Annotated in this window: 26 protein-coding genes; 5 read left to right on the forward strand and 21 right to left on the reverse strand. The window is 63.6% G+C overall.

Annotation, left to right across the window (positions count from 1 at the left end):
• Nucleotides 1-12: 12 nt before the first annotated feature.
• The 3 genes from ACYQ4Z_RS07920 to ACYQ4Z_RS07930 are packed head-to-tail and all read right to left on the reverse strand — an operon-like array spanning nt 13 to nt 1,296.
• On the reverse strand, nt 13-549 hold the full coding sequence (locus ACYQ4Z_RS07920) for a chemotaxis protein CheW (RefSeq protein ID WP_285614654.1): 537 nt from the start codon (nt 547-549) through the stop codon (nt 13-15).
• 4 nt (nt 550-553) lie between these two features.
• A complete protein-coding gene (locus ACYQ4Z_RS07925; protein ID WP_119335732.1) occupies nt 554-919 on the reverse strand; it encodes a response regulator in 366 nt (121 codons plus the stop codon).
• A 14-nt stretch (nt 920-933) separates the two neighbouring features.
• Nucleotides 934-1,296 (reverse strand): response regulator, encoded by a 363-nt coding sequence (locus ACYQ4Z_RS07930; RefSeq protein ID WP_349497524.1) that lies wholly within the window; start codon nt 1,294-1,296, stop codon nt 934-936.
• Between the two features lie 68 nt (nt 1,297-1,364).
• Here ACYQ4Z_RS07930 and ACYQ4Z_RS07935 point away from each other — a divergent pair, with 68 nt between their 5' ends.
• Complete coding sequence (locus ACYQ4Z_RS07935) at nt 1,365-2,075, forward strand: thiamine phosphate synthase (RefSeq protein ID WP_459860610.1); 711 nt, start codon at nt 1,365-1,367, stop codon at nt 2,073-2,075.
• Nucleotides 2,062-3,348, forward strand: a complete 1,287-nt coding sequence (gene hemL / locus ACYQ4Z_RS07940) for a glutamate-1-semialdehyde 2,1-aminomutase (RefSeq protein ID WP_219972134.1) — start codon at nt 2,062-2,064, stop codon at nt 3,346-3,348. Before ACYQ4Z_RS07935 ends, hemL begins: the two co-directional genes overlap by 14 nt.
• Here the strand turns inward: hemL and aroE are convergent.
• The 4 genes from aroE to ACYQ4Z_RS07960 are packed head-to-tail and all read right to left on the reverse strand — an operon-like array spanning nt 3,334 to nt 7,569.
• Nucleotides 3,334-4,200 (reverse strand): shikimate dehydrogenase, encoded by an 867-nt coding sequence (gene aroE, locus ACYQ4Z_RS07945; protein WP_219972135.1) that lies wholly within the window; start codon nt 4,198-4,200, stop codon nt 3,334-3,336. The two genes, hemL and aroE, sit on opposite strands and share 15 nt — an antisense overlap.
• A 25-nt stretch (nt 4,201-4,225) precedes the next feature.
• On the reverse strand, nt 4,226-5,155 hold the full coding sequence (locus tag ACYQ4Z_RS07950) for an energy transducer TonB (RefSeq protein WP_219972136.1): 930 nt from the start codon (nt 5,153-5,155) through the stop codon (nt 4,226-4,228).
• Nucleotides 5,152-7,014 carry a ribonuclease catalytic domain-containing protein gene (locus ACYQ4Z_RS07955; protein ID WP_459860611.1) on the reverse strand — a complete coding sequence of 621 codons (1,863 nt, stop codon included), beginning with the start codon at nt 7,012-7,014 and terminating at the stop codon, nt 5,152-5,154. The genes ACYQ4Z_RS07950 and ACYQ4Z_RS07955 overlap by 4 nt, the downstream gene beginning before the upstream one ends.
• Nucleotides 7,015-7,047: 33 nt before the next feature.
• Entirely contained in the window at nt 7,048-7,569 is a 522-nt protein-coding gene (locus ACYQ4Z_RS07960) for a DUF2478 domain-containing protein (RefSeq protein WP_219972138.1), read from the reverse strand.
• Between the two features lie 90 nt (nt 7,570-7,659).
• On the opposite strand from ACYQ4Z_RS07960, the gene ACYQ4Z_RS07965 reads away from it, so the two are divergent.
• Nucleotides 7,660-9,414 (forward strand): surface-adhesin E family protein, encoded by a 1,755-nt coding sequence (locus tag ACYQ4Z_RS07965; protein ID WP_459860612.1) that lies wholly within the window; start codon nt 7,660-7,662, stop codon nt 9,412-9,414.
• Nucleotides 9,415-9,491: 77 nt separating this feature from the next.
• On the opposite strand, the gene ACYQ4Z_RS07970 is transcribed toward ACYQ4Z_RS07965, so the two are convergent.
• Genes ACYQ4Z_RS07970 through ACYQ4Z_RS07995 form a run of 6 tightly spaced genes read right to left on the reverse strand, consistent with a single transcriptional unit; the run spans nt 9,492 to nt 17,543 of the window.
• On the reverse strand, nt 9,492-11,096 hold the full coding sequence (locus tag ACYQ4Z_RS07970; protein ID WP_219972140.1) for a RecQ family ATP-dependent DNA helicase: 1,605 nt from the start codon (nt 11,094-11,096) through the stop codon (nt 9,492-9,494).
• Complete coding sequence (thiC, locus tag ACYQ4Z_RS07975; protein ID WP_459860613.1) at nt 11,093-13,018, reverse strand: phosphomethylpyrimidine synthase ThiC; 1,926 nt, start codon at nt 13,016-13,018, stop codon at nt 11,093-11,095. The genes ACYQ4Z_RS07970 and thiC overlap by 4 nt, the downstream gene beginning before the upstream one ends.
• Nucleotides 13,019-13,059: 41 nt before the next feature.
• Nucleotides 13,060-14,178 carry an alanine racemase gene (gene alr, locus ACYQ4Z_RS07980; protein ID WP_119336162.1) on the reverse strand — a complete coding sequence of 373 codons (1,119 nt, stop codon included), beginning with the start codon at nt 14,176-14,178 and terminating at the stop codon, nt 13,060-13,062.
• Between the two features lie 16 nt (nt 14,179-14,194).
• The gene (locus ACYQ4Z_RS07985; protein ID WP_459860614.1) at nt 14,195-15,670 is read right to left on the reverse strand and encodes a high affinity choline transporter 1; all 1,476 of its coding nucleotides are present in this window, start codon (nt 15,668-15,670) and stop codon (nt 14,195-14,197) included.
• 10 nt (nt 15,671-15,680) lie between these two features.
• Nucleotides 15,681-16,232, reverse strand: coding sequence for an adenine phosphoribosyltransferase (locus ACYQ4Z_RS07990; protein ID WP_119335721.1), 552 nt, complete (start codon nt 16,230-16,232; stop codon nt 15,681-15,683).
• A 12-nt stretch (nt 16,233-16,244) separates the two neighbouring features.
• On the reverse strand, nt 16,245-17,543 hold the full coding sequence (locus tag ACYQ4Z_RS07995; RefSeq protein ID WP_459860615.1) for an NCS2 family permease: 1,299 nt from the start codon (nt 17,541-17,543) through the stop codon (nt 16,245-16,247).
• Between the two features lie 109 nt (nt 17,544-17,652).
• Here ACYQ4Z_RS07995 and ACYQ4Z_RS08000 point away from each other — a divergent pair, with 109 nt between their 5' ends.
• Nucleotides 17,653-18,195: a putative metalloprotease CJM1_0395 family protein gene (locus ACYQ4Z_RS08000; RefSeq protein WP_219972143.1), complete on the forward strand. Its 543-nt coding sequence runs from the start codon at nt 17,653-17,655 to the stop codon at nt 18,193-18,195.
• On the opposite strand, the gene ACYQ4Z_RS08005 is transcribed toward ACYQ4Z_RS08000, so the two are convergent.
• Nucleotides 18,174-18,710: a disulfide bond formation protein B gene (locus ACYQ4Z_RS08005; protein WP_219972145.1), complete on the reverse strand. Its 537-nt coding sequence runs from the start codon at nt 18,708-18,710 to the stop codon at nt 18,174-18,176. The two genes, ACYQ4Z_RS08000 and ACYQ4Z_RS08005, sit on opposite strands and share 22 nt — an antisense overlap.
• A 68-nt stretch (nt 18,711-18,778) precedes the next feature.
• Between ACYQ4Z_RS08005 and ACYQ4Z_RS08010 the strand changes: the two genes are divergently transcribed.
• Nucleotides 18,779-19,672 (forward strand): DNA/RNA non-specific endonuclease, encoded by an 894-nt coding sequence (locus ACYQ4Z_RS08010; protein ID WP_219972147.1) that lies wholly within the window; start codon nt 18,779-18,781, stop codon nt 19,670-19,672.
• A 6-nt stretch (nt 19,673-19,678) separates the two neighbouring features.
• On the opposite strand, the gene ACYQ4Z_RS08015 is transcribed toward ACYQ4Z_RS08010, so the two are convergent.
• The 7 genes from ACYQ4Z_RS08015 to ACYQ4Z_RS08045 form a co-directional block, all read right to left on the reverse strand.
• Nucleotides 19,679-20,380 (reverse strand): MBL fold metallo-hydrolase, encoded by a 702-nt coding sequence (locus tag ACYQ4Z_RS08015; protein WP_119335716.1) that lies wholly within the window; start codon nt 20,378-20,380, stop codon nt 19,679-19,681.
• Nucleotides 20,377-20,925, reverse strand: a complete 549-nt coding sequence (locus tag ACYQ4Z_RS08020) for a FlgO family outer membrane protein (protein WP_459860616.1) — start codon at nt 20,923-20,925, stop codon at nt 20,377-20,379. The genes ACYQ4Z_RS08015 and ACYQ4Z_RS08020 overlap by 4 nt, the downstream gene beginning before the upstream one ends.
• 3 nt (nt 20,926-20,928) lie before the next feature.
• A complete protein-coding gene (locus ACYQ4Z_RS08025) occupies nt 20,929-21,663 on the reverse strand; it encodes a hypothetical protein (protein WP_119335714.1) in 735 nt (244 codons plus the stop codon).
• Nucleotides 21,664-21,748: 85 nt separating this feature from the next.
• Nucleotides 21,749-22,438 (reverse strand): nucleotide-binding protein, encoded by a 690-nt coding sequence (locus ACYQ4Z_RS08030; RefSeq protein ID WP_119335713.1) that lies wholly within the window; start codon nt 22,436-22,438, stop codon nt 21,749-21,751.
• 99 nt (nt 22,439-22,537) lie between these two features.
• On the reverse strand, nt 22,538-23,302 hold the full coding sequence (locus ACYQ4Z_RS08035) for a class I SAM-dependent methyltransferase (protein ID WP_219972149.1): 765 nt from the start codon (nt 23,300-23,302) through the stop codon (nt 22,538-22,540).
• Between the two features lie 55 nt (nt 23,303-23,357).
• Complete coding sequence (locus ACYQ4Z_RS08040; RefSeq protein WP_219972151.1) at nt 23,358-23,738, reverse strand: hypothetical protein; 381 nt, start codon at nt 23,736-23,738, stop codon at nt 23,358-23,360.
• Nucleotides 23,739-23,812: 74 nt separating this feature from the next.
• A complete protein-coding gene (locus ACYQ4Z_RS08045) occupies nt 23,813-24,706 on the reverse strand; it encodes an AEC family transporter (protein ID WP_119336161.1) in 894 nt (297 codons plus the stop codon).
• Between the last annotated feature and the right edge of the window lie 12 nt (nt 24,707-24,718).

Below are 24,718 nucleotides of genomic sequence, written 5' to 3' on the forward strand. Positions count from 1 at the left end.
TTCGTGGGTGATTCACTCGTGCAGGGGTTCGGTGGTGAAGGCCTGGGCGGCTTGACGAAGCCAGAAGGGCAAATCGATCTCTTGCCAGACGGGGGCGTTGGGGTCCTCACTTTCTTGCCACATGGCAACAACGCCTTCTTTAGGCGTTGAATGGTCCAGCGGTCGCATCGCTTCAGGGCGGCGAAGACCGACGACCCGCGCAGCAAGCAGCGCAGTGCGCGGTGCGATCGCAGACTGCAACACGACGAGGCGGGCGGTTCCGCTCAGGGGGGTCTCGGTCTGGGTGAAGAGCGGTGCGAGATCGAGCACGTCGTGGAGCTCCCCACGGACGTTGGTGAGGCCGCGCAAGTGGGGCGGGGAAAAGGGGGTGGACGTGAGCGTGAATTCGTGGATAACGCCCGCGGTGGCCGACAGCGGGAGCAGCACCGGTTGGGCTCCGACCATCACGCCGAGCCAGCGCGCGGCGATCCCTTCGCTCTGGTGCTGCGCTGCCGCGAGCTTTTGCGCCAGCGTTTCCTGAAAACGGCGGATGTCGGTCCGTTTGGCCATCGAATCAACCCAGTTGTTTGAGTGCGTCCAAAAGCGCCGCCGGGTCGATCGGTTTGACGAGGTAGGCGATTGCCCCCTGCCGCATGCCCCAGATTTTGTCCGTCTCCTGGCCTTTGGTGGTACACATGATCACGGGAATTGCGCGCGTGGCTTCGTCGCGCGAAAGCTGTCGGGTCGCCTGAAAGCCGTTCAGCCCCGGCATCACGATATCCATGATGATCGCATCCGGTTTTTCGCTTTTGGCGAGCGCGATCCCTTCTTCGCCTGAGGCGGCAAGGATGGTTTCGTAACCGGCATCGCTCAGGATTTCTTGAAACGCTGCCCGTTCGGTGGGGGAATCGTCGACGATGAGAACACGTTTGATGGCCATAGCGGGTTGACTCCTTACGTGATGTGGCGGGCGACCGCCTCCAATAGTTCGCTTTTGGTAAAGGGTTTCGTGAGGTATTCGTCACAACCGACCAATGCGCCGCGGGCGCGGTCGAAAACCCCGTCTTTCGAGGTGAGCATGATCACGGGAATGTGCCGGAAACGGTCGTTTTTTTTGAGGAGCGCGCAGGTTTGGTAGCCGTCGAGCCGTGGCATCATCACGTCGATGAAGATCACATCGGGGGGATTGCCGACGATTTTGGTGAGCGCGTCGAAACCATCCGTCGCCAAGATGACGTGGTGCCCTGCCGATTGCAAAAAGAGCTCGGCGCTGCGGCGGATGGTGTTGCTGTCATCGATGACGAGCACGGTGGCCAACGCGTCCTCCAGGCAGAGGGGGAGGGGAAGCGGTATAATAAGAAATAATCCGCACTTTGCCAAGATCGATGACAGCATTCGCGCGCCATGCCACCGCCCGCCCGTTTTGGTACCTGATCACTCCAGACGACCCCGATGGTGCGCAGTGGCGGGCACGGGTTGCAGCAGCGCTCGAGGCGCGGCCTGATTGGGTGCAGTACCGTAACAAGGCCGCTACGCTTTCGGAGCGCCAGAAAGAGGCCGAATGGCTGTGTGCCCGTGCCGCAGCGGCGGGGGTGGCGGTGGTCGTGATCAACGACGATTGGCGTCTCGCGCAAAGCCTTGGAGTCGGTGTCCATTTGGGTCAGGGAGACGGTTCGCTGACTGAGGCTCGGCAGCGGTTGGGGCCGCAAGCAGTGATCGGGGCGAGTTGTTACGCGTCGCGGCTGCGCGCCGAAGCGGCAGTTGCCGAAGGGGCGAGTTACGTCGCGTTTGGTGCGGTCTTTCCCTCCCAAACCAAACCCGGCGCGCAGACCGCGCCGCTTTCGCTTTTTGCGGCGACGCGCGCGTTGGGTGTGCTGCGGGTGGCGATCGGTGGGGTGACGCTTGCGCGGGTGCCGGAGTTGCTCGCAGCTGGAGTAGACGGGGTTGCGGTGATCGCAGACCTATTCGCGCAACCGTCGCTGAGCGCGGTTGCGGTGCGCGCTGCCGCGTGGCGGGAAGCGTTCGACCGCTGGCAATGCGATTGCCCTTCGCAACAGATCGAACCGAAACGAGGAGCTGAAGATGGATGTCAATGAAGCGTGGTTTGCCCGAGCGCAACAGGTGATTCCAGGCGGGGTCAATTCGCCGGTACGGGCGTTTCGCTCCGTGGGCGGTACACCGCGATTCTTGCGTCGGGGGGAAGGGCCGTTCGTCTGGGACGAAGCGGGCGTGCGCTACATCGACTACGTGGGTTCTTGGGGGCCGGCGATCGCCGGCCACGCGCACCCGAAGATCGTGGAAGCGGTACGGGCGGCCGCGTGCGACGGCTTGTCGTTTGGGGCGCCGACGGTGCGCGAAGTGGAATTCGCCGAACGGCTGTGTGCGCTGCTGCCGTCGCTCGAGATGGTGCGGCTGGTGAGTTCCGGCACCGAAGCGACGATGAGCGCGATCCGCCTGGCGCGTGGGGTGACGGGACGCTCGCTGTTGGTGAAGTTCGAAGGGTGCTACCACGGCCACGCCGATAGTTTGTTGGTGAAGGCGGGTTCTGGAGCGCTCACCTTCGGCCATCCCAGCTCGGCGGGGGTGCCGGAGGCGATCGCGCAGCAGACCGTGGTGCTGCCGTACAACGACAGCGCAGCCGTCGAAGCGCTCTTTGCTGAGCGCGGTGACGAGATCGCCGCGGTGATCGTCGAACCGATCGCGGGCAACATGAATCTGGTGCGGCCGATTCCGGGTTTTTTGGAGACGCTGCGCCGGTTGTGCGATCGCGCAGGCGCGGTATTGATTTTCGACGAGGTGATGACCGGCTTTCGCGTGGGGCTCACCGGGGTGCAGGGGCTTACCGGGGTGACGCCCGACCTCACGACGTTGGGTAAAGTGGTCGGCGGCGGGATGCCGCTTGCCGCGTTTGGTGGCAAACGGGCGTTGATGGAGCATCTGGCGCCGCTCGGCCCCGTTTATCAAGCAGGCACCCTTTCGGGCTCCCCCGTTGCGGTCGCGGCAGGACTCGCGGCGTTGGATCTGATCACGCAACCCGGATTCTATGATGCGCTCGAGGCCAACGCTGCGAAACTGGTCACTGGGCTCACGCAAGCGGCGGCTGCGGCAGGCGTGCCGTTTGCCGCCGACAGCGTCGGTGGGATGTTCGGGATCTACTTCGCCGCGAAGGTGCCGACCTCTTACGCCGAGGTCACCGCGTGTGATGGCGAACGCTTCAAGCGGTTTTTTCACGGGATGTTGGCGCGGGGGCACTATTTTGCGCCGTCCGCATTCGAGGCGGGTTTTGTCTCCGCAGCGCACGGTGACGCGGAGATCGCGGCGACGATCGCGGCAGCGGAAGCGGTTTTTGCCGAACTAGCACGCGGTTGATGCGGCCAACTGCGTCCTGAGCGCCTGGAATACCGGTTCGGTCTCAGGGCGTACGCCGCGCCACAACCAGAAGCTTTCCGCTGCCTGTTCGACGAGCATCCCCAGGCCGTCGATCAGCCGCGCGGCCCCCTGTTGCTGCGCGGCCATCAGGAAAGGTGTCGGGGTGGCGCCGTACATCAGGTCGTACGCAACGGCGTCTGGTGCCCAAAGCGCGCGCGAAAGGGGTGGAGTGCTGCCCGCGAGACTTGCGCTTGTCGCGTTGAGCACGAGGTCGAACGGTGGCGTTGTTTCTCGGTGCACAAGTTGCGCCCACGGCAGTGTGGTGAGCGTGACATCAAATCGAACCGCGAGCGGCGCAAACGCGGTCGTCAGCGCTTCGGCGCGCGCCGCCGTGCGGTTGGCCACCGTGATTGCGCGCGGCCGCGCCGCGATGAGCGGGGCAAGGATCCCTTTCGCGGCGCCCCCCGCGCCAAGGAGTAGAATCCGTTTCCCTTCGAGTGATAGGCCCCAGCGGTTCGTGAGGTCGCGAATGAGGCCGACGCCGTCGGTGTTGTCGGCGTAAATGGCCCCGTCTGCGGTGAAAAGGAGCGTATTGGCCGCGCCCGCTTCTTGCGCCCGCGGCGTTGCGTCGTCGGCAAGCGCCAGCGCGGCCTCTTTGTGCGGGACGGTAACGTTCGCCCCTTTGCCGCCTTCGGCGAAAAACGCTCGAACTGCCGTCGTGAACGTTTCGGCAGGCGCGTCGATCGCGGTGTAGGTTAGATCCTGTCCCGTTTGCTGCGCAAACGCGCTGTGGATGAACGGGGATTTGCTGTGGTGAATGGGGTGGCCAAAGACGGCGTAACGATCGGTCATCGGTCGTGCTCCCAAAATTGTCGGGCTATTGTGTTGCAAAGCGGGCGTTGCGGGTGAAGGTCCAGCGCCGGGTGATCACGAGGATATCGGTCTCTTTGGCCATTTCGGGCGGAAAGCGCGCAAACGGTGCCGCCAGGCGAACGATTCTGAGCGCCGCGTCGTCAAGCACCTTGTGGCCGGAAGAACGGACCACCTTCGCATCGACAAGCCTTCCTTCGCGATCGATCGCTACTTGCAAAATGAGCGAACCGTAGATTTTGCCCTTAGCTTCGCTCGGGTAGTTGAGCGTTCCGATCTGTTCCACCTTTTGGCGCCACGCTTCGAGGTAGAGCGCATAGAGGTGCGAACGGGTCGAAGCGCCGACGTGGCGAACGCGGGGGCGCTCGGCGATCGCTTTGGTTTCCCGATCGATCTGCGCTTGCAACTGCGCGATCGTCTGCGCGGCGTTGAGGAGGTCGATGCCGCGCAGCGGCTCGGTGGGGTGCGGCGCGCGGCCCGTTTCGGTTGGTGCCGGAGCGTGATCCGTGCGTTTGGGGGGCTTTGGGGGCGTTGGTTTCGGTTGCGGTTGCGGTGCGGGGCGGGAAAGCGGAGCGGTTGGCGACGATGCCGAGTGCGTTGAGTGATCGACTTCGGTGGGTTTCGCGGCTTCGGGGGCGGCCCGCTGTTCGACAAGCGTCGTTTCCGCTTGCGCATCGGGTAGCGGCGGCAGCGGCGCGGTGGGGGTTGCCGGGGTGGAGGATTCGCCCCCGCCGTCGAGGTCGACCTGGGCAAAGCGCTTGGCTGTTTCGGGTGCGTGCTGGGTGCGGGCATTGACCAGAACGACCTGTAACGAGTCGTCGTGGCGAACGGCAGGTTGCGGCGGTGGCGCGACGAAAGTCAGGGAAAAGAGGAGTGCGTGCGCGACGACCGAGATCAGCAAGAACCGAACCAGGGTGGGGGGGCGCGCGTCGCTCATACGGTGGCAACGTACCGAACCTTGAGGTCGAGGTCGACGAGATCGACCGTTTCGATCGCGATGCGGACGCGCGTGCCGGACGCCAGGAGGGGAAGCGAGGGAACTTTTACCGCGAGCGGCGCGCTTTCGAGCCGGACCCAGTTTTCGCGCAGGACGAGCGCGGTGGTGGTTTCGACGCGCTCTTGACGCAGCCAACGCAGCGCCCAGTAGCGCTCCATATGCCGCTGCCACTCTTGATACTGCGCGTAGCGGGTTTCGAACGCGGGGATGAGCTCTGCCAAGCGATCCGCTGGGAGCGGTTCGCCGTGCCCCAGGGTGGCGAGCAATTGACGCTGGTTGGCGAGGTCGACGTAGCGACGCAGCGGCGACGTGGCCCACAGGTAGCAAGGAACCCCAAGGCCTTCATGCGGTTCGGTGTGGATCGACATCCGGACCTTCTCGCCGGGTGGTTGGCCGCGGTAGATCCCCGCGACGTCGTGCGCGCGCAGCCATTCGCCCCAACGGACGTTGGTGGCGATCGCCCATTCGCTGACCAGTTTGTCGAGCGGCGCGCCGCGGGGGCGAGGCACCAGCGTGACGAACCCTGGGCCGTCTTCGGTGGTGATTGCCCAATCGACGTAAAAGAGAAAGTCGACGATGCCGTTTTGTACCGACGGTTTGCCCCGTCCCGCTTCGAAAACAGTGGCGACGTCCCACAGGAGTTTCAGTTCGTCACGCCAGGGAAAAGGTTCCGGGAGCCCGTCGCTCAGAGTCTGTTCGTTGAAGTGGGGCTCCAGAGCGTTCAGACGAAGGTTGGCGGCAATGAAGACGCGTTCGAGTTGGGTTTCGGTGCGTTCGAGCGCAAGCGACGGCGCGAGGTCGAAATAGAGCGAGAGCGCCGGAACCCACTGGTTTTCGGCAAGGGTATGGGGGGCGATCGCGCTTGGGGGGAGCATCGTGATTTTGTGCCCCGGCATATAGATGGTCGAAAGGCGTTTCCGCGCCCAGCGGTCGAGTTCGGTGCCGTCGGCGATCGAGAGGGCAGGCGCGGCGATGTGGACCCCCACGCGCCAACCGCCGTCGGCACGGCGAAGCACTGAGAACGCGTCGTCGATTTCGGTGGTCGTGTGGTCGTCGATCGAAAAGGCAGGGGCATCGGCTTGCGGCAACGACGACCAGGCGGTAGCGAGCGCTTCGTCCCAATGGGGCGGCGCGGTCTCTTCGGGGAGGAGCTCCCGAGCAAAACGCCCGAAGTGGTAATCGTGGGTCGAGGCAACGGCACCAAGGTCGATCAAAAGCCGCGTGGGTGTGGTGTTGCGTTCGGTTGCCGCCGCTTCGAGCGCTTGGGTTTCGATCTGGTTGCGGTCGGGCGCGTACAAGAGCTGGTCAAGGAGCGGTGCCCATTCGGGGGGAATCTTCCCCGCGAGCAGTTCGATGCGCCACGCGTCGATCTGGGCTTGACGCTTGCGTTTTTTTTCGAGTCCAGCCAGTGCCGCTTGCAGGATCTCCGGTGGCGCTTTGCGAAAAAGACCTTTCCCTTTGCGGTGAAAGTAGATCGGGGCGCTGTGGAGCTTCAGCAACATCGCCGCCCGTTCGACCGCCGAGGCTTGTTTGCCGAAGTACGCTTCGGCAAGGGTCTCGAACGAGATCGTCTCCTCGGGGCTCACTTCCCAGAGAAAGTCGATATCGAGGGTTTCGGCAAGCGCTTCGGCCTCCGTCAGGAGTTGAGCGGGATTGGGTTCGCGAAAGCGCAGCAACACGTTGGCCGTTTTGACTTTGACGCGTCGGCCGCTCGCAAGTTCGACCTGGACCGAGGCATCCGTTGCGGTCCGTTCGATTCCCGTTTTGAACGCACCCGCTTCTTCGAAAAGGAGATACATAGCGCCTTGTCGTTCGCCGAAGAAAGGGAGAGTTTACCGTACTTGCGCGCAGACGCCCGCGCGGTGGCACCAATCGAGCACCGCGTCGAACGCAAAGGGAAGGGTTTCGGCGAAGCCCCCAGTGAACTGCTGCCAGGCCGACAACCAAACTTCGGCAACCGCGGTCAGAACCGGCAAACCAAGGTCGAGCGCGTACACGATTTCATCGCAGAACCCTTCGCCTTGCGCCTCCATTTCGCCGAATTTGCTGAAGAGGACGAGATCGGGACGGGGATGCTCGGACAAGATCGTGCGCACGCGTGCCGCAGCGAGCGCGAGCGTGGCCGGATCGAGGCGGCACGATTGGGCATGGCGGCCCAAATCTTGCGAAAGCGAAAAGCGTTCTCCGGTGGGAAGGATCTCCAGCGCCATCGCGCACGGGTCGTCCGGAATGCACAACCAGTGTTGCAAGGTGCCATAGACGGAGACGTTCTGACGCCGTAATGCGGTCACGACGTCCGCGAGTAAGGTGTCGGCGTGCTCCCCTTTGCGATAGCCGATTGCCGCGAGTTTCATCGCCTGCTCAAGTTTTTTCTTCACATGCCGATAATAGCGTCAAAGGACCGACAATGTGCACCCCGTTGCCGGGTGTGGGGTGTGCGCACGATGGGGGAAACGATCGTGTGGAAAGGTTTGGTGTCGCTGGCCGTGATGGTCGCTTTTCTGGGCTGGAGTGGACCCACGAGGGCAGCGTGGGTGACGGTGGCCAAAGACCGCGAGCGCGAAGTGCAGGTCGACACCGAAACGATTTTGCCTGCGGAGGCCGGTATCAAAGTGGCGTGGGGGCGTGTGATCCTTGCGCCGAGTGAAGCAGAGCGTCTGGGGTTTGCGATGATTCGGGCGCTCAACCGTTTCGATTGCCAGCACCGGACGTTTACCACGGTCAAACGGGTCTATCACGACGCCGAAGGGTTGCCGATCCGGGACGAAGCCGTCGCTCAGGAACAGGCGGTTCCCGTCGTCAAAGGGAGTGTCGATGAGCGGTTGTGGCGGGCGGTTTGCGAACCGATGTCGCCGCAAGCGTTGCAACGGGTAGCGGCGCAAGCGCTTGCTTCGGCAAAAAGCGCGATGGAACCAGGGGACCCCACGACGCATGAGGGGGCTTCACACGAGCGTGCCGCTCCTGCCCACGCCGCGCCAACCGCTGCGCAGGCAGCACCCGCTATGCAGCTTGCCGAAGGCGCCCAAAAAACACACGAACCGAGCGAGGGCGCCATCCCCATCGGCGTCGATTTGGCCGACCCGAGTCAGTTGCCGCCCGAGATCGCGCAATTGCCTGTGCCCAATCTGCTGCCGAAAAAACCGAAAATCGTCACAACGCCAGGCGCCCACGAAGCGGTGGCACCGAGCCCACCCTCCAAGATGGCGGCACAAAGCGCTGCGAGTGACCGTCACGCACCGGGGGGGCAGGTAGCGACGACGCACGAAGCGTCGACGCAGCACGGTGCGAATCCCCCGACCACAGAAACGGCGCATGCGGTGACGCCGCATCAACCATCGGCTCAGAAAACCGAACGGGGGGTACCCGCGGTCGCGGAGCATCGAACCTCAGCAGCGCCCAGCGTCACGCGCCAACCGCGCGCGCACACCGGAGCACAGACGGCGCTTACCGTAACATCCCAGCATCGCCCCGTGGCGACAGGCAACGCTTCCTCGGCACGCAGCCGTACGCGCCGCGTGCTGCCACCGCCCGATGCCTGGCGGTATGAAGGGGCGGGTGGTCCGGCGGTGTGGGATCGGATGGATCCCGAGTGGCGCATCTGCCGCGCGGGCAGGCGGCAATCGCCGATTACGCTGCGTGGTGCGATTCCTTCGTCCGTGCCGCCACCCGAATGGTTCGTGCGCCCTGCATGGCACACGGTTTCACAAAGCCCGCAAGGGGAGATCGTGCTGGTGCCCCGGGCGCCTCAGAGCCTGCGTTGGCGCGGCGTCGTTTGGCAGTTGCAGCGCGCTTCGTGGCACCATCCTGTGCTCCATCCGGGGCGCAGCGGTGGGCCTTGGCTGGGGTCTTGGGTGTTAGCGTTCGTGGGCAATGGGGCGCGCCTCTTCGTCGAGATCCCAGTTGCACAGAGCACACGCACCGCACCAGAGTTGGAAGCGTTGGCTCAGTGGGCGCAGGGTGGGCGTAACGCGTCCCGGTTGCGGTGGGATTGGCGTTCGCTGTTGCCGGTTTTCGATACCTTTTATCTCTACGAAGGGTCTGAGCCGTGGCCGCCGTGTCGCGAAGGGGTGGTGTGGCTGGTCTATCAGAGCGGAACGGAGGCAGAGGGGGGGGTGATTGCGCCACTCTTGGCCGGACCGCGAACCAGCCGCCCGCCGCAACCCGCAAATGGGCGCCTACTCCTTGAGGCGATCCGGTGATGGCCCAGCGCAGCAACACCCACTTTCGCGCGGCGCGGGAGGTGGGGCGGGCAGCCATTTTAGCCTGCCTGTTGCGGTTAGTTGTGGGGAAGGGGCAACCAGAAAGGGGCCGCTCCTTTGAGGAGCGGCCGTGCCCGTTCGGTGAGCGCGTAGCCACCGGCGTCAGTAAGCGTGAGCGCCCCTGTGAGCAACAGGGCTTGGAAGAGCCAGTGCCACCGTTCGGGCGGAATTCGTACGCCGACACCAAAGGTTTTGATGCGGTCGTACCCGGCGGCGACCACGCGGCTCGTCGCGTTGCCGCGCAAGACGTCGACGAGAAGCTGCGCGCCGTGTCGTTGGCCAGTGCGATAGACTGCCGAGAGCGCCATTTGGGCCGCTTCGCGGGCGTCCCACCGTTTCGGCGGTGCCAGGCAATGGTCACAGCGGCCGCACGGCCCGATTCGCTCCCCGAAATAGGCAAGAAGCGGCTGTCGGCGGCAGCCGGAGGCGAGCACGAGCTGGGCGAGCGCGTCGAGCCGCGCCCACGCAGCGCTTCGTTGTTCGGGGAGTAATTGCGTGTTCGTGTCGATCGCAATGCGCCAACGCGCTGCGTCTTCGCCGCGCCAAAAAAGCTGCGCGAACGCAGGCGCGCCGTCTCTCCCAGCGCGGCCAGTCTCTTGATAATACCCTTCCAGCGTACGGGGCAGGTCGAGGTGGGCGACAAAACGCACGTCTGGTTTGTCGATTCCCATGCCAAACGCGATCGTCGCGACCATCACCATGCCGTCGCGGTGTAGGAACTGGTGCTGTCGGGCGCGCCGCGTCGCAGCGTCGAGCCCGGCATGGTAGGCAAGCGCCGGGACCCCATGCGCAGCAAGCCAGGCGGCGATCCGTTCGGTCTTCGCGCGACTGCCGCAATAGACGATGCTGCTGCCTTCCAGTGGGCGCGCGCGCAATGCGGCAAGAAGCTGCCGTTTCCCGTCGCCACTGCGCGGTGTCATCGCGTAAAAGAGGTTGCTGCGGTCGAAACTGGTGAGGAAGATGCGGGCCCGGTGGAGGTTGAGCCGGGCGATGATCTCGTCGCGCGCCACGTGGTCGGCGGTTGCGGTGAGCGCGACGCGCGGCACCGTGGGGTAGCGGGTAGCCAAAAGCGCCAACTGCAGATACTCGGGGCGAAAGTCGTGTCCCCACTGCCAGACGCAATGCGCCTCGTCGATCGCAAAAAGCGCGAGCCGGTTGCGTTCGTGGAGCGCGTCGAGGAGTGCCAAAAAACGCGGCGTGGGGAGGCGTTCAGGAGCGACGAACAGGAGTTTGAGCCGCCCTTCGAACGCCGCGTCGAGCACCGAATCCTGTGCTGCTTCGTCCAACCCGGAATGGAGCGCCGCGGCAGGGATCTTTCGTGCGGTGAGCGCGCGTACCTGATCGTCCATCAGCGCAATGAGCGGAGAGAAGACGACCGCAAGCCCCGCGCGCAGCAACGCAGGCAGTTGGTAGCAGAGCGATTTGCCGCCCCCGGTTGGCATCAAGACGAGCGCATCGCCGCCTGCGGCGATATGGCACACGATCTCCTCTTGCTGGGGGCGGAACGACGCAAGACCGAAGCGCGTGCGCAGCAAGCGCCGCGCCCGTTCCGCGAGCGTCGGATCGGCCCCGTCCGCCGGGGCAGAGGCGGGCGGACGGTCACGCAACTGCGCTTCGCTCACGAAGCGTCGGACGCAGGAACGTAGAGTTCGCCCCCCAGCTTCTTGAACGTTTCGGCCTGGGATTTCATTCCCGCAGTGAGCGCTTCGGTCTCGTCGAGCCCCGCTTGCTCAGCGAACTGCCGCACCTCCTGCGTGATCTTCATACTGCAGAAATGGGGGCCGCACATCGAGCAGAAGTGGGCGACCTTCGCCGACTCCTTCGGCAGTGTCTCGTCATGGAATTCACGCGCTTTGTCGGGGTCGAGCGAGAGGTTGAATTGGTCGACCCAGCGAAACTCGAAGCGCGCCTTGGAGAGCGCATTGTCGCGGATCTGCGCGCCGGGGTGTCCTTTGGCGAGGTCGGCGGCATGCGCGGCGATCTTGTACGCGATGATCCCTTCTTTGACGTCGTCCTTGTTCGGGAGTCCCAAATGCTCTTTGGGCGTGACGTAGCAGAGCATCGCGGTGCCGTACCAGCCGATTTGCGCAGCACCGATCGCGCTCGCCAGATGGTCGTAGCCGGGCGAAATGTCGGTGACGAGCGGGCCAAGGGTGTAGAACGGGGCTTCATGACACCACGCCAACTCTTTCTCGACGTTCTCGGCGATGAGCTGCATCGGTACGTGACCAGGGCCTTCGATCATCACCTGGACGTCGTGTTGCCAAGCGATTTGGGTCAATTCTCCCAGCGTCTTGAGTTCGGCAAGCTGCGCTTCGTCGTTGGCGTCGTAGATCGAGCCGGGGCGCAGTCCGTCGCCCAAGCTGAACGCGACGTCGTACGCCTTCATGATTTCGCAGATCTCTTCGAAGTGGGTGTAGAGGAAGTTCTCTTGGTGGTGGGCCAGGCACCATTTCGCCATGATCGACCCACCGCGGGAGACGATTCCCGTAAGCCGATCTGCGGTGAGCGGAATGTAGCGCAGCAGCACGCCAGCGTGGATCGTGAAGTAGTCCACCCCTTGTTCTGCTTGCTCGATCAAAGTGTCGCGGAAGATTTCCCACGTCAGCTCTTCGGCTTTGCCGTCGACCTTTTCCAGCGCCTGGTAGATGGGCACAGTGCCGATCGGAACCGGGCTGTTGCGGATGATCCATTCGCGGGTTTCGTGAATGTGCTTGCCGGTGGAGAGGTCCATCACGGTATCGGCACCCCAACGGATCGCCCACGTCATTTTGTCGACTTCGGTTTGAATGTCGGAGGCGAGCGCCGAATTGCCGATATTGGCGTTGATCTTCACCAGGAAGTTGCGGCCGATGATCATCGGCTCCGATTCGGGGTGGTTGATGTTCGCCGGGATGATTGCGCGACCGGCAGCGACCTCTTGGCGAACGAATTCCGGGGTGATCGTTTCGGGAATGTGCGCCCCAAATCGCTGCCCTTGGTGCTGACGGGTGAGACGCTCGGCCAGTTTTTGCCCCCTCGGCCCGGCGGCGCGCAATGCTTCGAGATAGGCCTGCCGGTTGAGGTTTTCGCGAATCGCGACGAACTCCATCTCCGGGGTGATGATGCCGCGCCGCGCGTAGTGCATTTGGGTGACGTTACACCCCGGTTTGGCGCGCCGCGGTGTGCGTTTCAATCCGGGAAAGCGTAAAGGTTCGGTCGCTGGGTCGGCAAGGCGCGCCTGTCCGTATTGGCTGGTCGGGTGGGGTAGCAATTCGGTGTCGCCACGCGCTTCGATCCAACCCGCACGCAGTGGCGGCAGGCCATGGCGGATGTCGATTCGGGCATCCGGGTCGGTGTATGGCCCCGAGGTGTCATAGACGAAAATAGGCGGGTTGGGCTCGAAACCGCCGCCAGGAAGTGGGGTGGGCGCCTGGTGGATTTCGCGCATCGGGACGCGGATGTCGGACCGCGATCCGGTGACGTAGATTTTTCTGCTGTTGGGGAAGGGTTGAACCGCAGCGGCGTCCGGTTTCGCCAAGCGGGCATCGAAGGGTGCGTTCATCGCGCAACTCCGTTGTTGGGAAAATGGTACGTTAGCGCAACTCAGCAGGCGGTGCAAGTAGCAGGCAGATAGCGCATCGGCACACGGCGCACGTGACACAACAGTTCATAGCCGATGGTGCCCACGGCGCGTGCGACCTCATCGACCAAGACTTGCCGACCCCACAGTTCGACCGCGGCGCCCACCCCTACCGATTCGGGGAGATCGGTGAGATCCACGGTGACGAGATCCATCGAGACTCGCCCAATGAGCCGCGTGCGGTGACCCGCCACGGCAACGGGTGTTCCGGTCGGTGCGGTACGCGGATACCCATCGCCATATCCGATTGCGACCACACCGACGCGCGTCGCGCGCTCGGCAACGAAGGCCGCGCCGTACCCAACCGCTTCCCCCGCGGCGATCCAACGGGTTGCGATGATCTCTGAGCGCAGTGTCATCACCGGCGTCAATGCGGCGGGCAACGGTTCCGTGGCCAAGGGGTTCGCGCCGTAAAGCGCGATCCCGGGGCGCGCCCAGTCGCCATGCGCGGCTGGCCACGCAAGGAGCGCAGCCGAATTGGCGATGCTGCGTGGTACTTGGGCGTAGCGTTCGGGAAGTGCCTCCAATGCTTGGGCGAACCGTTCGAGCTGCGCGGCGGTGTGGGGGTGTTTGGGTTGGTCGGCGCACGCGAGATGGGTCATCCAGACGAGATGTCGGGGTTCGACTGCAAGGCGCTCCAGGCGGGCGATCACGCCAGAGAGCGCTTCCGGAGCAAAACCCAAGCGGTGCATGCCGCTATCGACCTTGACCCAGATACGCTCGGGGTGTGGCGCGCCGCGTCGGGCGTGGGCTTCGAGCCAGGCGAGTTGCGGTTCGCAGTGGACTACCGTCCAGAGCCGGTGCGCGCAACACGCGGCGTACTCGTCGGCTGCCAGACACCCTTCCAAGACGAGGATCGGCGCAGTGATGCCGTTTTTCCGCAGCGTCAGCGCCTCTTCGAGGAACGCTACCGCAAAGCCGTCGACGAAAGGCGCGAGCGCCGACGCACATTGCACTGCACCATGGCCATACGCGTCGGCTTTTACTACCGCTAGGGTGCGCCCTGGTTTTCCATGCTCCTGCAGCCAGCGGTAGTTGGCCACGAGCGCGTCGAGGTCGATCGTTGCGAGCGCAGGGCGCACGGTTCGGTCCGTCGCGTCAGTACGGAACGTGGTGGGTTGCGGCCGCGGCGTGATGGGTGCGGTGGCGCGGTGTCTCATCCGTTGGCGTGGGCGCTTTCGGCCCGAAAATGCTTCCTACGACCATCGCCACCGCTGCGGCAAGCATTCCGATCACTTGCGGCTCGATCGCCATCTCGGGGAGATAAAATTCGCCGAAGAGCCAGACGCCCAGCCCCGTGACCACCGCCATCGTCGCCCCGAAGTTGGTCGCGCGCCGCCAGAAGATCCCGAACGCCAAGGGCACGAACGCGCCTGCCAACGTGACGCGATAGGCATTCTCCACCATTTTGTGGATCGAGTCGTTGGTGGAAAGCGCGTACGCCGTGACGAGGGCCGCAAACCCGACGACCGTCCAGCGGGTGATCCGCAGCAGTTGCTGGTCACTCATTCCGGGCCAGACGCTTTTGACGATGTTTTCGGTGAAGGTCACCGATGGTGCCAGCAGGGTGCCGCTCGCGGTACTCATGATTACGGACAAGAGCGCGCCGAAGAAGACGATCTGCAGCCACAGCGGCATCTCCACGGTCACGAGCGTCGGCAGAATCAACTGTGAATCTTCCTGGAGCAATTTCGCGGTGGTCTCCGGGGCGATCATCGTCGCGCTGTAGGCGATGAAGAGCGGCACCGCGGCAAAGAGGAAATAAGCGACACCCCCGAGCGTCGTCCCCCAAACCGCGACGAACTCGTTTTTCGAGCTATTCACCCGCTGAAAGACGTCCTGCTGCGGAATCGAACCGAGCGCCACCGTGACGAGCGCTGCGAACCAAGTGAGGACCGCCTGTGGATCGGCAAGGGAGGGAAACCATTCGAGCTTGCCCGCCGCTTTGGCGTGGTCGAGCACTGCTGCGACGCCGCCAGCCTTCTCCCCAGCAAAATAGGCAACGAGCAACAACCCGACGACGATCAGGATCATCTGGATGAAGGTGGTCCACGCAACAGACCACATGCCACCGAAAACCGTATAGACGAGCACGACCGCGCCGCCGATGAGTACACCGGTATGTTGTGAAATTGCGCCATCGGAAAGTACGTTGAAGACGACCCCAAGTGCCGCGAACTGCGCGCTGACCCAGCCCAGATAGGAGATCACGATGCAGAAAGAGAGCACGATCTCGATGGTGGGGCTAAAGCGGCGACGAAAGAAATCGCCCAACGTCAGCAGGTTCATGCGGTAGAGCGGTCGCGCGAAGATCAGACCGAAGAGCACGAGACAGAGCGATGCGCCCAACGGGTCGGAGGCGAGTCCCACCAACCCTTCCTCGAGAAATGTCGCGCTGATACCCAGCACCGTTTCCGAACCGAACCAGGTCGCAAAGACCATCGCCAGCACGACGATGAAGGGGAGGTTACGCCCCGCGACGATGTAGTCGCGGGCGTTATGCACCTTGGTTGCGGCCCAGAGGCCGATCGCAACCGAAACCAAGAGGTAGAGGATAACGAACGTCAGGAGCATCTCGGCCTCCTTAGAACGAGCACAAGGTGAACACGGAAAAACCCGCTTCCCGTAGTCGTGCGCTGCCGCCCAACGCGGGCAGGTCGATGATCGCCGCGGTCTCGACCACGTTCGCGCCCAGACGGGTGAGCAAATTGGCTGCAGCGACCATCGTACCGCCGGTTGCGATCAGGTCGTCGATCAGCAAGGCGCGCGCGCCCGGCTCGATCGCGTCGGTGTGGATTTCGACTTCGGCCTCACCATATTCGAGCGTATAACGTTCGCGCAGCGTCGTGAACGGGAGTTTACCCGCTTTGCGGATTGGGATGAACCCGGCGTTCAGTTGGTGGGCGACGACACTCCCGATGATGAACCCGCGCGCGTCGATTCCGGCGACGCGGTCGATCTTTTCGTGCATATAGCGGATCACGAAGGTATCGACGAGCAGGCGAAATGCTTGCGGGTCGAGGAGCAACGGCGTGATGTCGCGGAACAAAACGCCCGGTTTGGGCCAATCGGGAATCGTCCGGATGCGCGCAACCAGCGGCGCCGGGTCGGGCAATGGGGGCGGCAGCGCACTCATGGGCGGGTCTCCTTACCACAGCGCGAATTTGACGAGGAAGAGCGCTGCGATCACCGCAACCGCGATCGGCAGTTCTTTGATGCGGCCGCTCAAAATCTTGAGCGCCGCGTAGGTGATGAAGCCGAACGCGATCCCGTGCGCGATGGAGAAGGTGAAGGGCATCGTGATCGCGGTGACCGCCGCAGGGGCGGCTTCGGTGAGATCGTGCCAATCGACTTCGGCAAGCCCGCGCGACATCAAGATCGCCACGTAGAGGAGCGCCGGCGCCGTTGCGTACGCGGGGACCATCGCCGCAAGCGGCGAGAAAAAGAGCGCCAAGAGGAACAGCACCGCGACTACCACCGCGGTGAGCCCCGTGCGCCCCCCTACGGCGGTGCCTGCAGCTGATTCGATGTATGCGGTGGTCGACGAGGTGCCGAGCGTTGCCCCGACCACGATCGCCGACGAATCGGCAAGCAGCGCCCGCCCCATCCGGGGGAGTTTTCCTTCGGCGTCGAGAAGTCCCGCGCGATGAGCCACCCCGATGAGCGTTCCCGAAGCGTCGAAGAGTTCGACCAAGAAGAACGTCATCACGACGGAAACCAAGCCGACGTGCAGTGCCCCGGCGATATCCATCGCGAGGAACGTCGGAGTGAGCGACGGCGGTGCGGCGACCACCCCCTGGAACGGGGTCAACCCCAGCCCAACGGAGAGGAAGGTGATCGCGAGGATCCCGATCAAGATCGCCCCTTTGACGCGGCGCGCTTCCAACGCCAAAATGAGCACGAAGCCGAGGCAAGCCAACAAGGCCGGGGTTTGATGCAGGTCGCCCAAGGTGACGAGGGTGGCGGGATGGGCGACGACGATGCCAGCGTTTTTCAGCCCGATGATCGCGAGGAAGAGGCCGATGCCAGCGGAAATCGCGTATTTGAGGCTTTTGGGAATCGCGTTGATCACCCATTCACGGACCCGGAAGAGCGAAACCAGGATGAAGAGAACCCCCGAAATGAACACGGCACCCAACGCCTGCTGCCACGTGAAGCCGAGCGTTCCCACCACCACGAACGCAAAATAGGCGTTGAGCCCCATCCCTGGGGCGAGCGCGATCGGCAGGTTGGCCCACCATCCCATGATGAAGGAGCCGATCGCGGCGGTCAGACAGGTGGCGACGAAAACGGCGCTCTTCGGCATCCCGGTGGTCGAGAGAATTTCCGGGTTGACGAACAGGATATACGCCATCGTCAAGAACGTGGTCAGACCCGCAAGAAGCTCGGTACGCAGCGTCGTTCCATGCGCCGCGAGCGCGAACTGGCGTTCCAGGAAAGTCGGCATTGTCGTTTTCTCATTCAAGTGGTTGATCGCGGAGCGAATTGTACCGGTTATCGGGCGCGACTTGCCATGGGGGGGTTCCCTGGATATGATGTTCCTGAAGGAGTGCGTCATGGCGATCTCGGCAGTTTCCGCTATCGCTTCCCTGCCACCCAGGGTGGGCTCGGTGCAGCAAAGTACTTCAGATGCTTGGGGTGCGCGCACTCCGGTGCGGCAAGACGCCGAAACGGCGCAAAAGGTGGCTCGGTTGCGTGAAATCGACCGCAAGGTGCGCGCGCATGAAGCGGCGCATGTCGCTGCGGGCGCTGGATTGGTGACACGGGGCGCACAATTCACCACGGTGCGTGGCCCCGATGGTCAGCAATACGCCGTTGCCGGTGACGTGCGGATCGACGTTTCGCCAGGCAAGACGCCGGAAGAGACGCTCCAGAAAGCGGAGCGGATTCGCGCAGCAGCGCTTGCACCAGCCGACCCGTCTCCGCAGGATCGCAAAGTGGCGGCGCAAGCGGCGCAGATGGCAGCGCAAGCGCGAATCGAATTGGCCAAAGCGCAGCAGGAAGCGACGCAGCGCGGGCAGGACCCCACCCAGCCTGAGGACTCGACCCGTTTTCAGGCGCAACGCGCGCTTGCCCGCTACCGCGCAAACGGCGCCTGACGGCGCCGCAACGCCCAGACGCCCACCGCTGCAATCCCGGCATAAGCCAGAAATGCCCAATTCGCGAGCGACAACCCGAATAGCACCAAGCCGGGGTCGCTGCAAAAACCAGTGGGCAGAAAGAGCGTTTCGGATAGCGACGCCAGCCATTCCACGAACTGTTCGAGCGGCGAGAGCTCCGCGCCCCCGCACGTGAATGATTCGGGTCGCCACTGCAAGAGCGACTGATACCCCGCAACGCCTAGGCCAAAGAGCGCGGTGAGAATGGTGCCGACAGCAGTGAAGCGCAACAGCAAGCGAGAACGTGCGCAACTGAGCGCCGCACCGCTTGCGAAAACGGCGAGAACCAGGAACAGAAACCGCTGCAGGATGCACAAATGGCACGGCGCCAAACGCAAAAGATGGGTGAGCACGATGCTGGCAACGGCAAGTGCACAAGCGACCGCAGCGATCCCCCACCACGGTGCGGTTGGGGCGCGGCCAAGCGTAACGAAAAAAGTGCGCCATCGAGCCATGCGTTTTTGTCCGGATCGCTCAGAGTTTCGGGATAATAACGCGTTTTGACGCAGACAAGGGTACGCAGATGCGCAGAGGCAAGACGACGACGCGAACGGTTCGATGGCCACGCCGCATGGTGACGCTGATCGCAGCGGTTCTGTTGGCGCTCGCCGCCTGGTTCGTGCCCGATGCGCGGCTGCCCGCAGACGATCCCTACGGTTGGCCGCACGGTGGGAGCTGGTTCGCAACGACCCTGGTCAATCCCGGTTTCGTCGTCCGCTACAGCGAATGGCACGGCGTTCCCGAGTGGGTTGCGTACCGTGCCGATCCGCCGCCGCGCTATCGTCTGGAGCCGCGTCCCGATCGTTTTTCGCCCGACTCACGCACCTGGCGCTGCCGGTTGCATCTGGGGTGTGTGACGCACGAAAGCTATAGCCGTTCCGGGTTCGATCGCGGCCACATGGCGCCCAACTTCTTGATCGGGACGCGCTACGGGCGCGACGCCCAGCACGCGACCTTTCGCATGAGCAACATCGCGCCGCAAAAACCGGAGCACAACCGCGGCAGCTGGGAGCGGCTCGAACGGCTCGAAGCAAACCGTTTTGCGCCCGGTGCCAGCAAGCTTTGGGTGATCGTCGGGCCGATGTGGGGGGAGAATCCTCCGCGCTTTTCATCGGCGTGGGTGGCGGTTCCGAACGCCTACTATCGCATCTTGCTGCGCGAAGAGACGGACGGTTCGCGGCGTGCGATCGCGTTTCTCGTGCCGCAGGATGCCCCTGCGGACAGCGACTTGCGCGACTTCATCGTCGCGATCGACCGAATCGAGGCGCTCACCGGCTTGGACTTTTTCCCGGCGCTACCGGAAAACGAGCAGGCGCGGTTGGAGTCCGTCGAAGCCGACCCGATTCAGTGGGGACTCGACGACGCTTGGGCGCGTCAGCCAGCGGGGTACTTTGGCGGAGATCGGGCCTTGCCGTGATTGGGTTTAGGAATGTTTGGGAATCGTGAACATGCGCACGAAAGGATTGTTGGCGCGCTCCTCGCCAAAAGTGCTCTGCGGCCCGTGCCCCGGTATGAAAAGGACGTCGTCACCCAACGGGAAGAGCTTGTGCTGAATGCCTTGGATGAGCGCCTGGTGGTCTCCGCCAGGAAAGTCAGTGCGTCCGATCGAACCGGCAAAGAGCACGTCGCCTACCAGCGCCAGCCGATATTCCGGTTGAAAGAAGACCAGATGGCCGGGGGTATGGCCGGGCAGGTGGATCACCTGAAAGGGGATCTCACCTGCCATGACCGCTTGGGTTTCGTCGAGCCACTCGTCCGGCGTGAACGCCACCGTTGGCGGAAAACCGAAATAGGTTGCTTGCTGCGGAAGTCCTTGTAGCCAGTACTCGTCCGCCGGATGGGGGCCGAGAATCGGGATGCCGCCTACGGCTTTAGCAAGCGCAGGCGCGCCCGCGGCATGGTCGATATGGCCGTGCGTCAGCCAAATGGCGCGCAGCGCGATCCCATGCGATTCCGCGGCGTCCAAGATCTTGGGGATCTCTCCGCCCGGGTCGACCGCGACCCCTTCCTGGGTTTCGCGATCCCAGAGCAGCGTGCAATTCTGCTCGAACGGTGTGACGGGAATGACGATCGCACCCAGACGGCTCTTCTCTTGGCTTCCGGTTGCGGTGTATGGTCGACTCATCGCAACAAGCTCTTGACGTGGCTGTCGAGTGCGAGCACGCTGTCTTGCGCGGCAAGGATCGTCCCCTGGGTGGGGTCGACCAGCTTGGTGTTGATATGGACCGCGCGTTTCCCCACCGCATAGGTGCCGACCAAGACCGCCCGCGCCGATTGTTCGCGGGCGATCTGCCCGATTTCGCGGCTGAGGAGCAGTTCCCCCGTATCCTGCTTGACGAAGAGGCTCGCGCGCAGTTTGACTTCGACCACCGGAAAGCCCAGTTGCACCAGACGGGTGCTCGCCTGTTCGGTGATCGCGCGGCCCAATGTCGAAGAATGCTCCAATTGATCGACGTCGACGAACGTTGCAACCAGCACCGGGCCATTCTTGACCCAAGCGGGCGCCTGTTGCGCGATCGCGTCGATCAGCCCGTAGGTGGTGTCGAGCACGGCGCTGGGGTTTTCCTCAGGGGCGCGCAGCGGCTCAGGCTGCGTCGTGAGGCAACCGCTTACCAGCGCAGCGCTCACCAAGAGGAAGGCAGCGGTTCGATTGCGGTGGTTCCAGCGCATGGCTCAGCTCCCGCGGACCGGCAAGACCATTGGGGCGGGGTACGGCGCAGGCGGCGGTGTGTAGAGCGCCAGGTCGCTCTCTGCGATATAGAAAACCTCAGAGGTGCGCGCCAGATAGACCCCCTCCCGAACGGCGGAAACATTGACCATCAGTTCGACTTCTGGGGTCGGCCCTTGCGCGAACTGACTCGTTTGCCAGCGCCAGAGATCCGTTGCGGCAAGACCGACGAGCGCAGAGGCACCCGGCGAGACGTGTTCCCATACGCCGATGTTTTTGTCGTCGCTCAGCACCCAGAGGCCCGCCCCCAAAGCGGCAGCGCTGGTGAATTTGCCGTCGGCAGGGCGGTTGCGAAAGCGGTTCGCCTGGACGTCCAAGCGCAGCGTGATATCGGCAGGCAATTCGGTTCGTACTTTCCAGCCGTGGCGCACCAATTCGGTGGTGATTGCGGCGATCAGCGCACGTTCGAAGGGCGATGGGCGATCCGGCGATGCGAACGCGAGCGTCGGGCACGCGAGCGGCGCGGTGCGGCACCCTTGCTCTTGTTGCAGGGCTTGCGTGATCTGCGCGGCGATGCCTTCGGCGATCACCTGCCAGTGGTGTGCCGATTGCAGTTTTTCTTGGGTGGTGGTCGGAAAATTGGTGGCTACGGGCACTTCGCTGTACGGCGTCATACAAGCGGTTGCGCCAAGGGCGATCGCGCCAAAGATCAGCGCACGCGACACGATTGGGCGGTTCATCGGTTCCCTCTCCTCGTTTCTGCCCTGCTATCGTACAGCGAAAAAGGCGATTTCGGCAAGAGGCACGCCGTTGACACCAGTCAGGTCAGCGGCGGTAGCGCAACGGCATCTCTTCCTCCGGAATGCGGTATTCGTGCGTGTCGGATTCGACGGTTTCGGGCGTTTCCTCCGTGAGCGCGAGCAGTTCGACCATTTGGCGCGCGAATTGTCGCGCTGCGTTGTTGAGTGGTGTGGGCAGATGCGCAGGGATCTGCTTCAGCAAGAGCAGCTTGGTGGCCGAAAGTGCAGGAACAGGCCGCAAAATTCGGTGTCGGTACGGGCCCATCATCTGCGCGACCAGTTTGTCCGCGGCCTGGCGCTGCCAGCGGTTGCTCACCGGCCACTGTGACGGCACGGCGTACGCGCGGGGGTACTGTTCGAGGTCGCGGATCACCGTACGGATGTCCTCGGCCGATTCGCGAAAGGGTAGGAGCGCCAGGTCTGCGATACCGTAGAGCCGTTTGTCGATTTCGGGGCGGTTGCCGCCGCCGTCGAGCACGCCCACCCAATCGTCGAGCGTGCGCAGCTTGGTGACGATCCGTTCGAGCGTTGCCGCAGAACGGGCGTCGGCGATGACGTAGCGGCGCCCTTCGGGGCTCAACGGTTCGCGCGCGGTGTCGGTGAGGATACAGGCCGATTTGTATCCGAGCAACCCCAGACCGTGGCAGAGCAGATGGGACAGGGTGGTTTTGCCGGTCCCGCCTTTGTTGCCGATGATCGCGATCAAAATGGCCATTGCCGCGGCTCCTCTCCGTTCGTCGTCACAGCTTCTGCGTAGACTATCGGCAACCGAGGTCGGTTCTTGAGCGAAAAAGTGGGGAAAAAGCGGGGCAAATCAGAACGGGTACCAATAGAGCGTGCGTCGTCCGGCCTCGTCGAGCGGTTGAACCCGGCCGGGTTCCCGATCGGGCAGGGGAAAAGAGTTGCTGATCAGCACCGCGCCAGGCGTCAGTTCCTTGCGCGCTTTGCGCGCCACCCGACCCATCGGTGCAGGCGAAAGGAATGCATAGACGAAATCGTACCCCTGCCACGATTCGGCAAAGATATCGCCGCTGCGATAAACGAGGTTGGGTTGTCCCTGCGCTTGCCAGCGCGCCCACCAAAGCGGCAACGGCGCGCTTTCGATGCCGACGAAGATGCCGTTGGGAAAGCGGCGCGCAAGCGGCAGAAGGAGCGCACCGGTGCCGCTCCCCAGGTCGAGAAACCGAAAGGGGCGATCGGTGGGGAGCTGCTCCGCGATCGCCTCGACCGCCTGCGCGTTGGAGAGGTAGAGCGGTACGCGCGTCCGGATGGTGTTGCGAAAGATCAACCAAGACGCCACGAATGCCACGAGGTACCAGTAGGGGGCGATCTCAAGCCGTTGCGCGGCGATGATCGCGGGCATGAAGGCCAGATGGATCGGGATCCACCAGCGGTCGCTCGCAAGCAGCCAGGCGATGCCCGCAGCGCCGGCGGCTTGGATGGTGATGATCCAGGCCGGGGAGAGTCCACTTTCGCCCAGCGCACCCAGACGCGCTGAGACGTAGGCAAGCAGCCACCCCCCCAGTTGCGCGAGGAGCGCTTTGGCAATGGGGGGGAGTGCATGGAGCGAAAGGGTCATAGGTAAGCGTGCGGTTCGCCTTTGTCAGAAGGGGATGCTGGGGTGGAGCCGCGCGTCAGCGCAGCGTTTGCGCGCCATTTTGGGTGGTGTCATTCACGCTGACTGGCGCGTTGGTGTTGAGCGCATAGAGGTTCTGGGCGCGCTGCACCGCAAACGGCGTCTGGGTCGCTTCGGGTTGTGTCGGAGGCGTTGTGCTGTTGGGGGGTGGGGTAGGCGCACCGGCGGTGGCTTGCTGTGCAGCCGCCGAGAGGGAGACCCGAACGCTGGCCGGTGCTTGGGTCGGTTCGTTTACGGGGGGTGGTGGCGGTTGGCCAACGGTCGGATTTGGATTTCCGGGTTGCGGTTGCGTGAGGCGCTGCACCTCCGCTGGCGACGCTGCCGAGGTGCTGAGTCGCTCGCCCGTTGGACCGATGATTCCGAAACCAGCAATGGACATGGTTCGCTCCCGAAAGAAATGGATGTGGCTATTACCAGTATAGAAGCGAATGCGAAGAAAGGCAATGTGGTTCCTCAGTAGGAAAGGACCAGCGCTAACGCCAAGGGTAACACGACAAGCGCCGCGGCGTTGCCGACGAGTACCATCGAGGCGACGATCTCAGGCTCTTGGCGGTAGCGTTCCGCGAACAGGTAGTTGAGGACCGCTGGCGGGAGCGCGCCAAACAGGAGGATTTGCGCGGCGTCCCGTGGCGAGAAGGGGTGACCCAATGCGTTTGCTGCGAACAAAACGCCGATCGCGAGCGCCATTCCCGCAAGCGGGCGGGCGATCGCGACGATCAATCCGTCGACGAACGCCGTGATCTGCGCGGTGGCAAGGCGCACCCCCAACGCAAAGAGCATCAATGGGATCGCGATCTGCCCCACCATCTCGATCGCGGTTTGTAGCGGTGGCCACAAGGTGACACCGCTCATACCCACCGCAACGCCGGCGAACGAGGCGAGCACCACCGGAACCCGCCACACCTGCCACCAACGGAAGCGGTGGTCGAGCAGCCAAACGCCGTAGGAGAAGTGGAGCAGGTTGCTGACCAAAAAGAGCGTGACGGCAGCGGGTACGGCGCTTTCGCCAAACGCAAGGAGTGCAAGTGGAATGCCCAGGTTGCCGCAGTTGTTGAACATCATCGGCGGCACGACGGTCTGCGCTGGACGTCGCATCGCTTTTGCCAAGAGCCAGCCGGCGGCGCCCGAGCCGATCACCAGCACGAGGGCCGCGAGCGCCAACGGACCGAACTGCGACCAGACGATCGGTTTGCTCGCAAGCGCATGAAAAACAAGCGCCGGAACGAAAACGTCCATGTTGAGGCGGTTCGCCACGCCCATCTCCGGGCGTTGTCGGGCGCCCACCCAGATCCCCAGAGCGACGATCGCAAACAGGGGAAAGAGGATCGCAACGATCCGGTTCGCCAGTTCCATCGCCGT

The organism is Hydrogenophilus hirschii, assembly GCF_054656675.1.

What these genes read in the sequence shown, in the direction of transcription:
- ACYQ4Z_RS07950 (WP_219972136.1), bottom strand. Translation starts at nt 5,155, where the DNA reads ATGAGCGACGCGCGCCCCCCCACCCTGGTTCGGTTCTTGCTGATCTCG.
- ACYQ4Z_RS07965 (WP_459860612.1), top strand. Translation starts at nt 7,660, where the DNA reads ATGGGGGAAACGATCGTGTGGAAAGGTTTGGTGTCGCTGGCCGTGATG.
- ACYQ4Z_RS08000 (WP_219972143.1), top strand. Translation starts at nt 17,653, where the DNA reads ATGGCGATCTCGGCAGTTTCCGCTATCGCTTCCCTGCCACCCAGGGTG.
- ACYQ4Z_RS07920 (WP_285614654.1), bottom strand. Translation starts at nt 549, where the DNA reads ATGGCCAAACGGACCGACATCCGCCGTTTTCAGGAAACGCTGGCGCAA.
- ACYQ4Z_RS08035 (WP_219972149.1), bottom strand. Translation starts at nt 23,302, where the DNA reads ATGACCCTTTCGCTCCATGCACTCCCCCCCATTGCCAAAGCGCTCCTC.
- ACYQ4Z_RS07935 (WP_459860610.1), top strand. Translation starts at nt 1,365, where the DNA reads ATGACAGCATTCGCGCGCCATGCCACCGCCCGCCCGTTTTGGTACCTG.
- ACYQ4Z_RS08005 (WP_219972145.1), bottom strand. Translation starts at nt 18,710, where the DNA reads ATGGCTCGATGGCGCACTTTTTTCGTTACGCTTGGCCGCGCCCCAACC.
- ACYQ4Z_RS07985 (WP_459860614.1), bottom strand. Translation starts at nt 15,670, where the DNA reads ATGCTCCTGACGTTCGTTATCCTCTACCTCTTGGTTTCGGTTGCGATC.
- ACYQ4Z_RS07960 (WP_219972138.1), bottom strand. Translation starts at nt 7,569, where the DNA reads ATGAAACTCGCGGCAATCGGCTATCGCAAAGGGGAGCACGCCGACACC.
- ACYQ4Z_RS07995 (WP_459860615.1), bottom strand. Translation starts at nt 17,543, where the DNA reads ATGCCGACTTTCCTGGAACGCCAGTTCGCGCTCGCGGCGCATGGAACG.
- ACYQ4Z_RS07925 (WP_119335732.1), bottom strand. Translation starts at nt 919, where the DNA reads ATGGCCATCAAACGTGTTCTCATCGTCGACGATTCCCCCACCGAACGG.
- ACYQ4Z_RS08015 (WP_119335716.1), bottom strand. Translation starts at nt 20,380, where the DNA reads ATGAGTCGACCATACACCGCAACCGGAAGCCAAGAGAAGAGCCGTCTG.
- ACYQ4Z_RS08030 (WP_119335713.1), bottom strand. Translation starts at nt 22,438, where the DNA reads ATGGCCATTTTGATCGCGATCATCGGCAACAAAGGCGGGACCGGCAAA.
- thiC (WP_459860613.1), bottom strand. Translation starts at nt 13,018, where the DNA reads ATGAACGCACCCTTCGATGCCCGCTTGGCGAAACCGGACGCCGCTGCG.
- ACYQ4Z_RS07955 (WP_459860611.1), bottom strand. Translation starts at nt 7,014, where the DNA reads ATGTATCTCCTTTTCGAAGAAGCGGGTGCGTTCAAAACGGGAATCGAA.
- ACYQ4Z_RS07990 (WP_119335721.1), bottom strand. Translation starts at nt 16,232, where the DNA reads ATGAGTGCGCTGCCGCCCCCATTGCCCGACCCGGCGCCGCTGGTTGCG.
- ACYQ4Z_RS08010 (WP_219972147.1), top strand. Translation starts at nt 18,779, where the DNA reads ATGCGCAGAGGCAAGACGACGACGCGAACGGTTCGATGGCCACGCCGC.
- aroE (WP_219972135.1), bottom strand. Translation starts at nt 4,200, where the DNA reads ATGACCGATCGTTACGCCGTCTTTGGCCACCCCATTCACCACAGCAAA.
- ACYQ4Z_RS08040 (WP_219972151.1), bottom strand. Translation starts at nt 23,738, where the DNA reads ATGTCCATTGCTGGTTTCGGAATCATCGGTCCAACGGGCGAGCGACTC.
- hemL (WP_219972134.1), top strand. Translation starts at nt 2,062, where the DNA reads ATGGATGTCAATGAAGCGTGGTTTGCCCGAGCGCAACAGGTGATTCCA.
- ACYQ4Z_RS08025 (WP_119335714.1), bottom strand. Translation starts at nt 21,663, where the DNA reads ATGAACCGCCCAATCGTGTCGCGTGCGCTGATCTTTGGCGCGATCGCC.
- ACYQ4Z_RS08020 (WP_459860616.1), bottom strand. Translation starts at nt 20,925, where the DNA reads ATGCGCTGGAACCACCGCAATCGAACCGCTGCCTTCCTCTTGGTGAGC.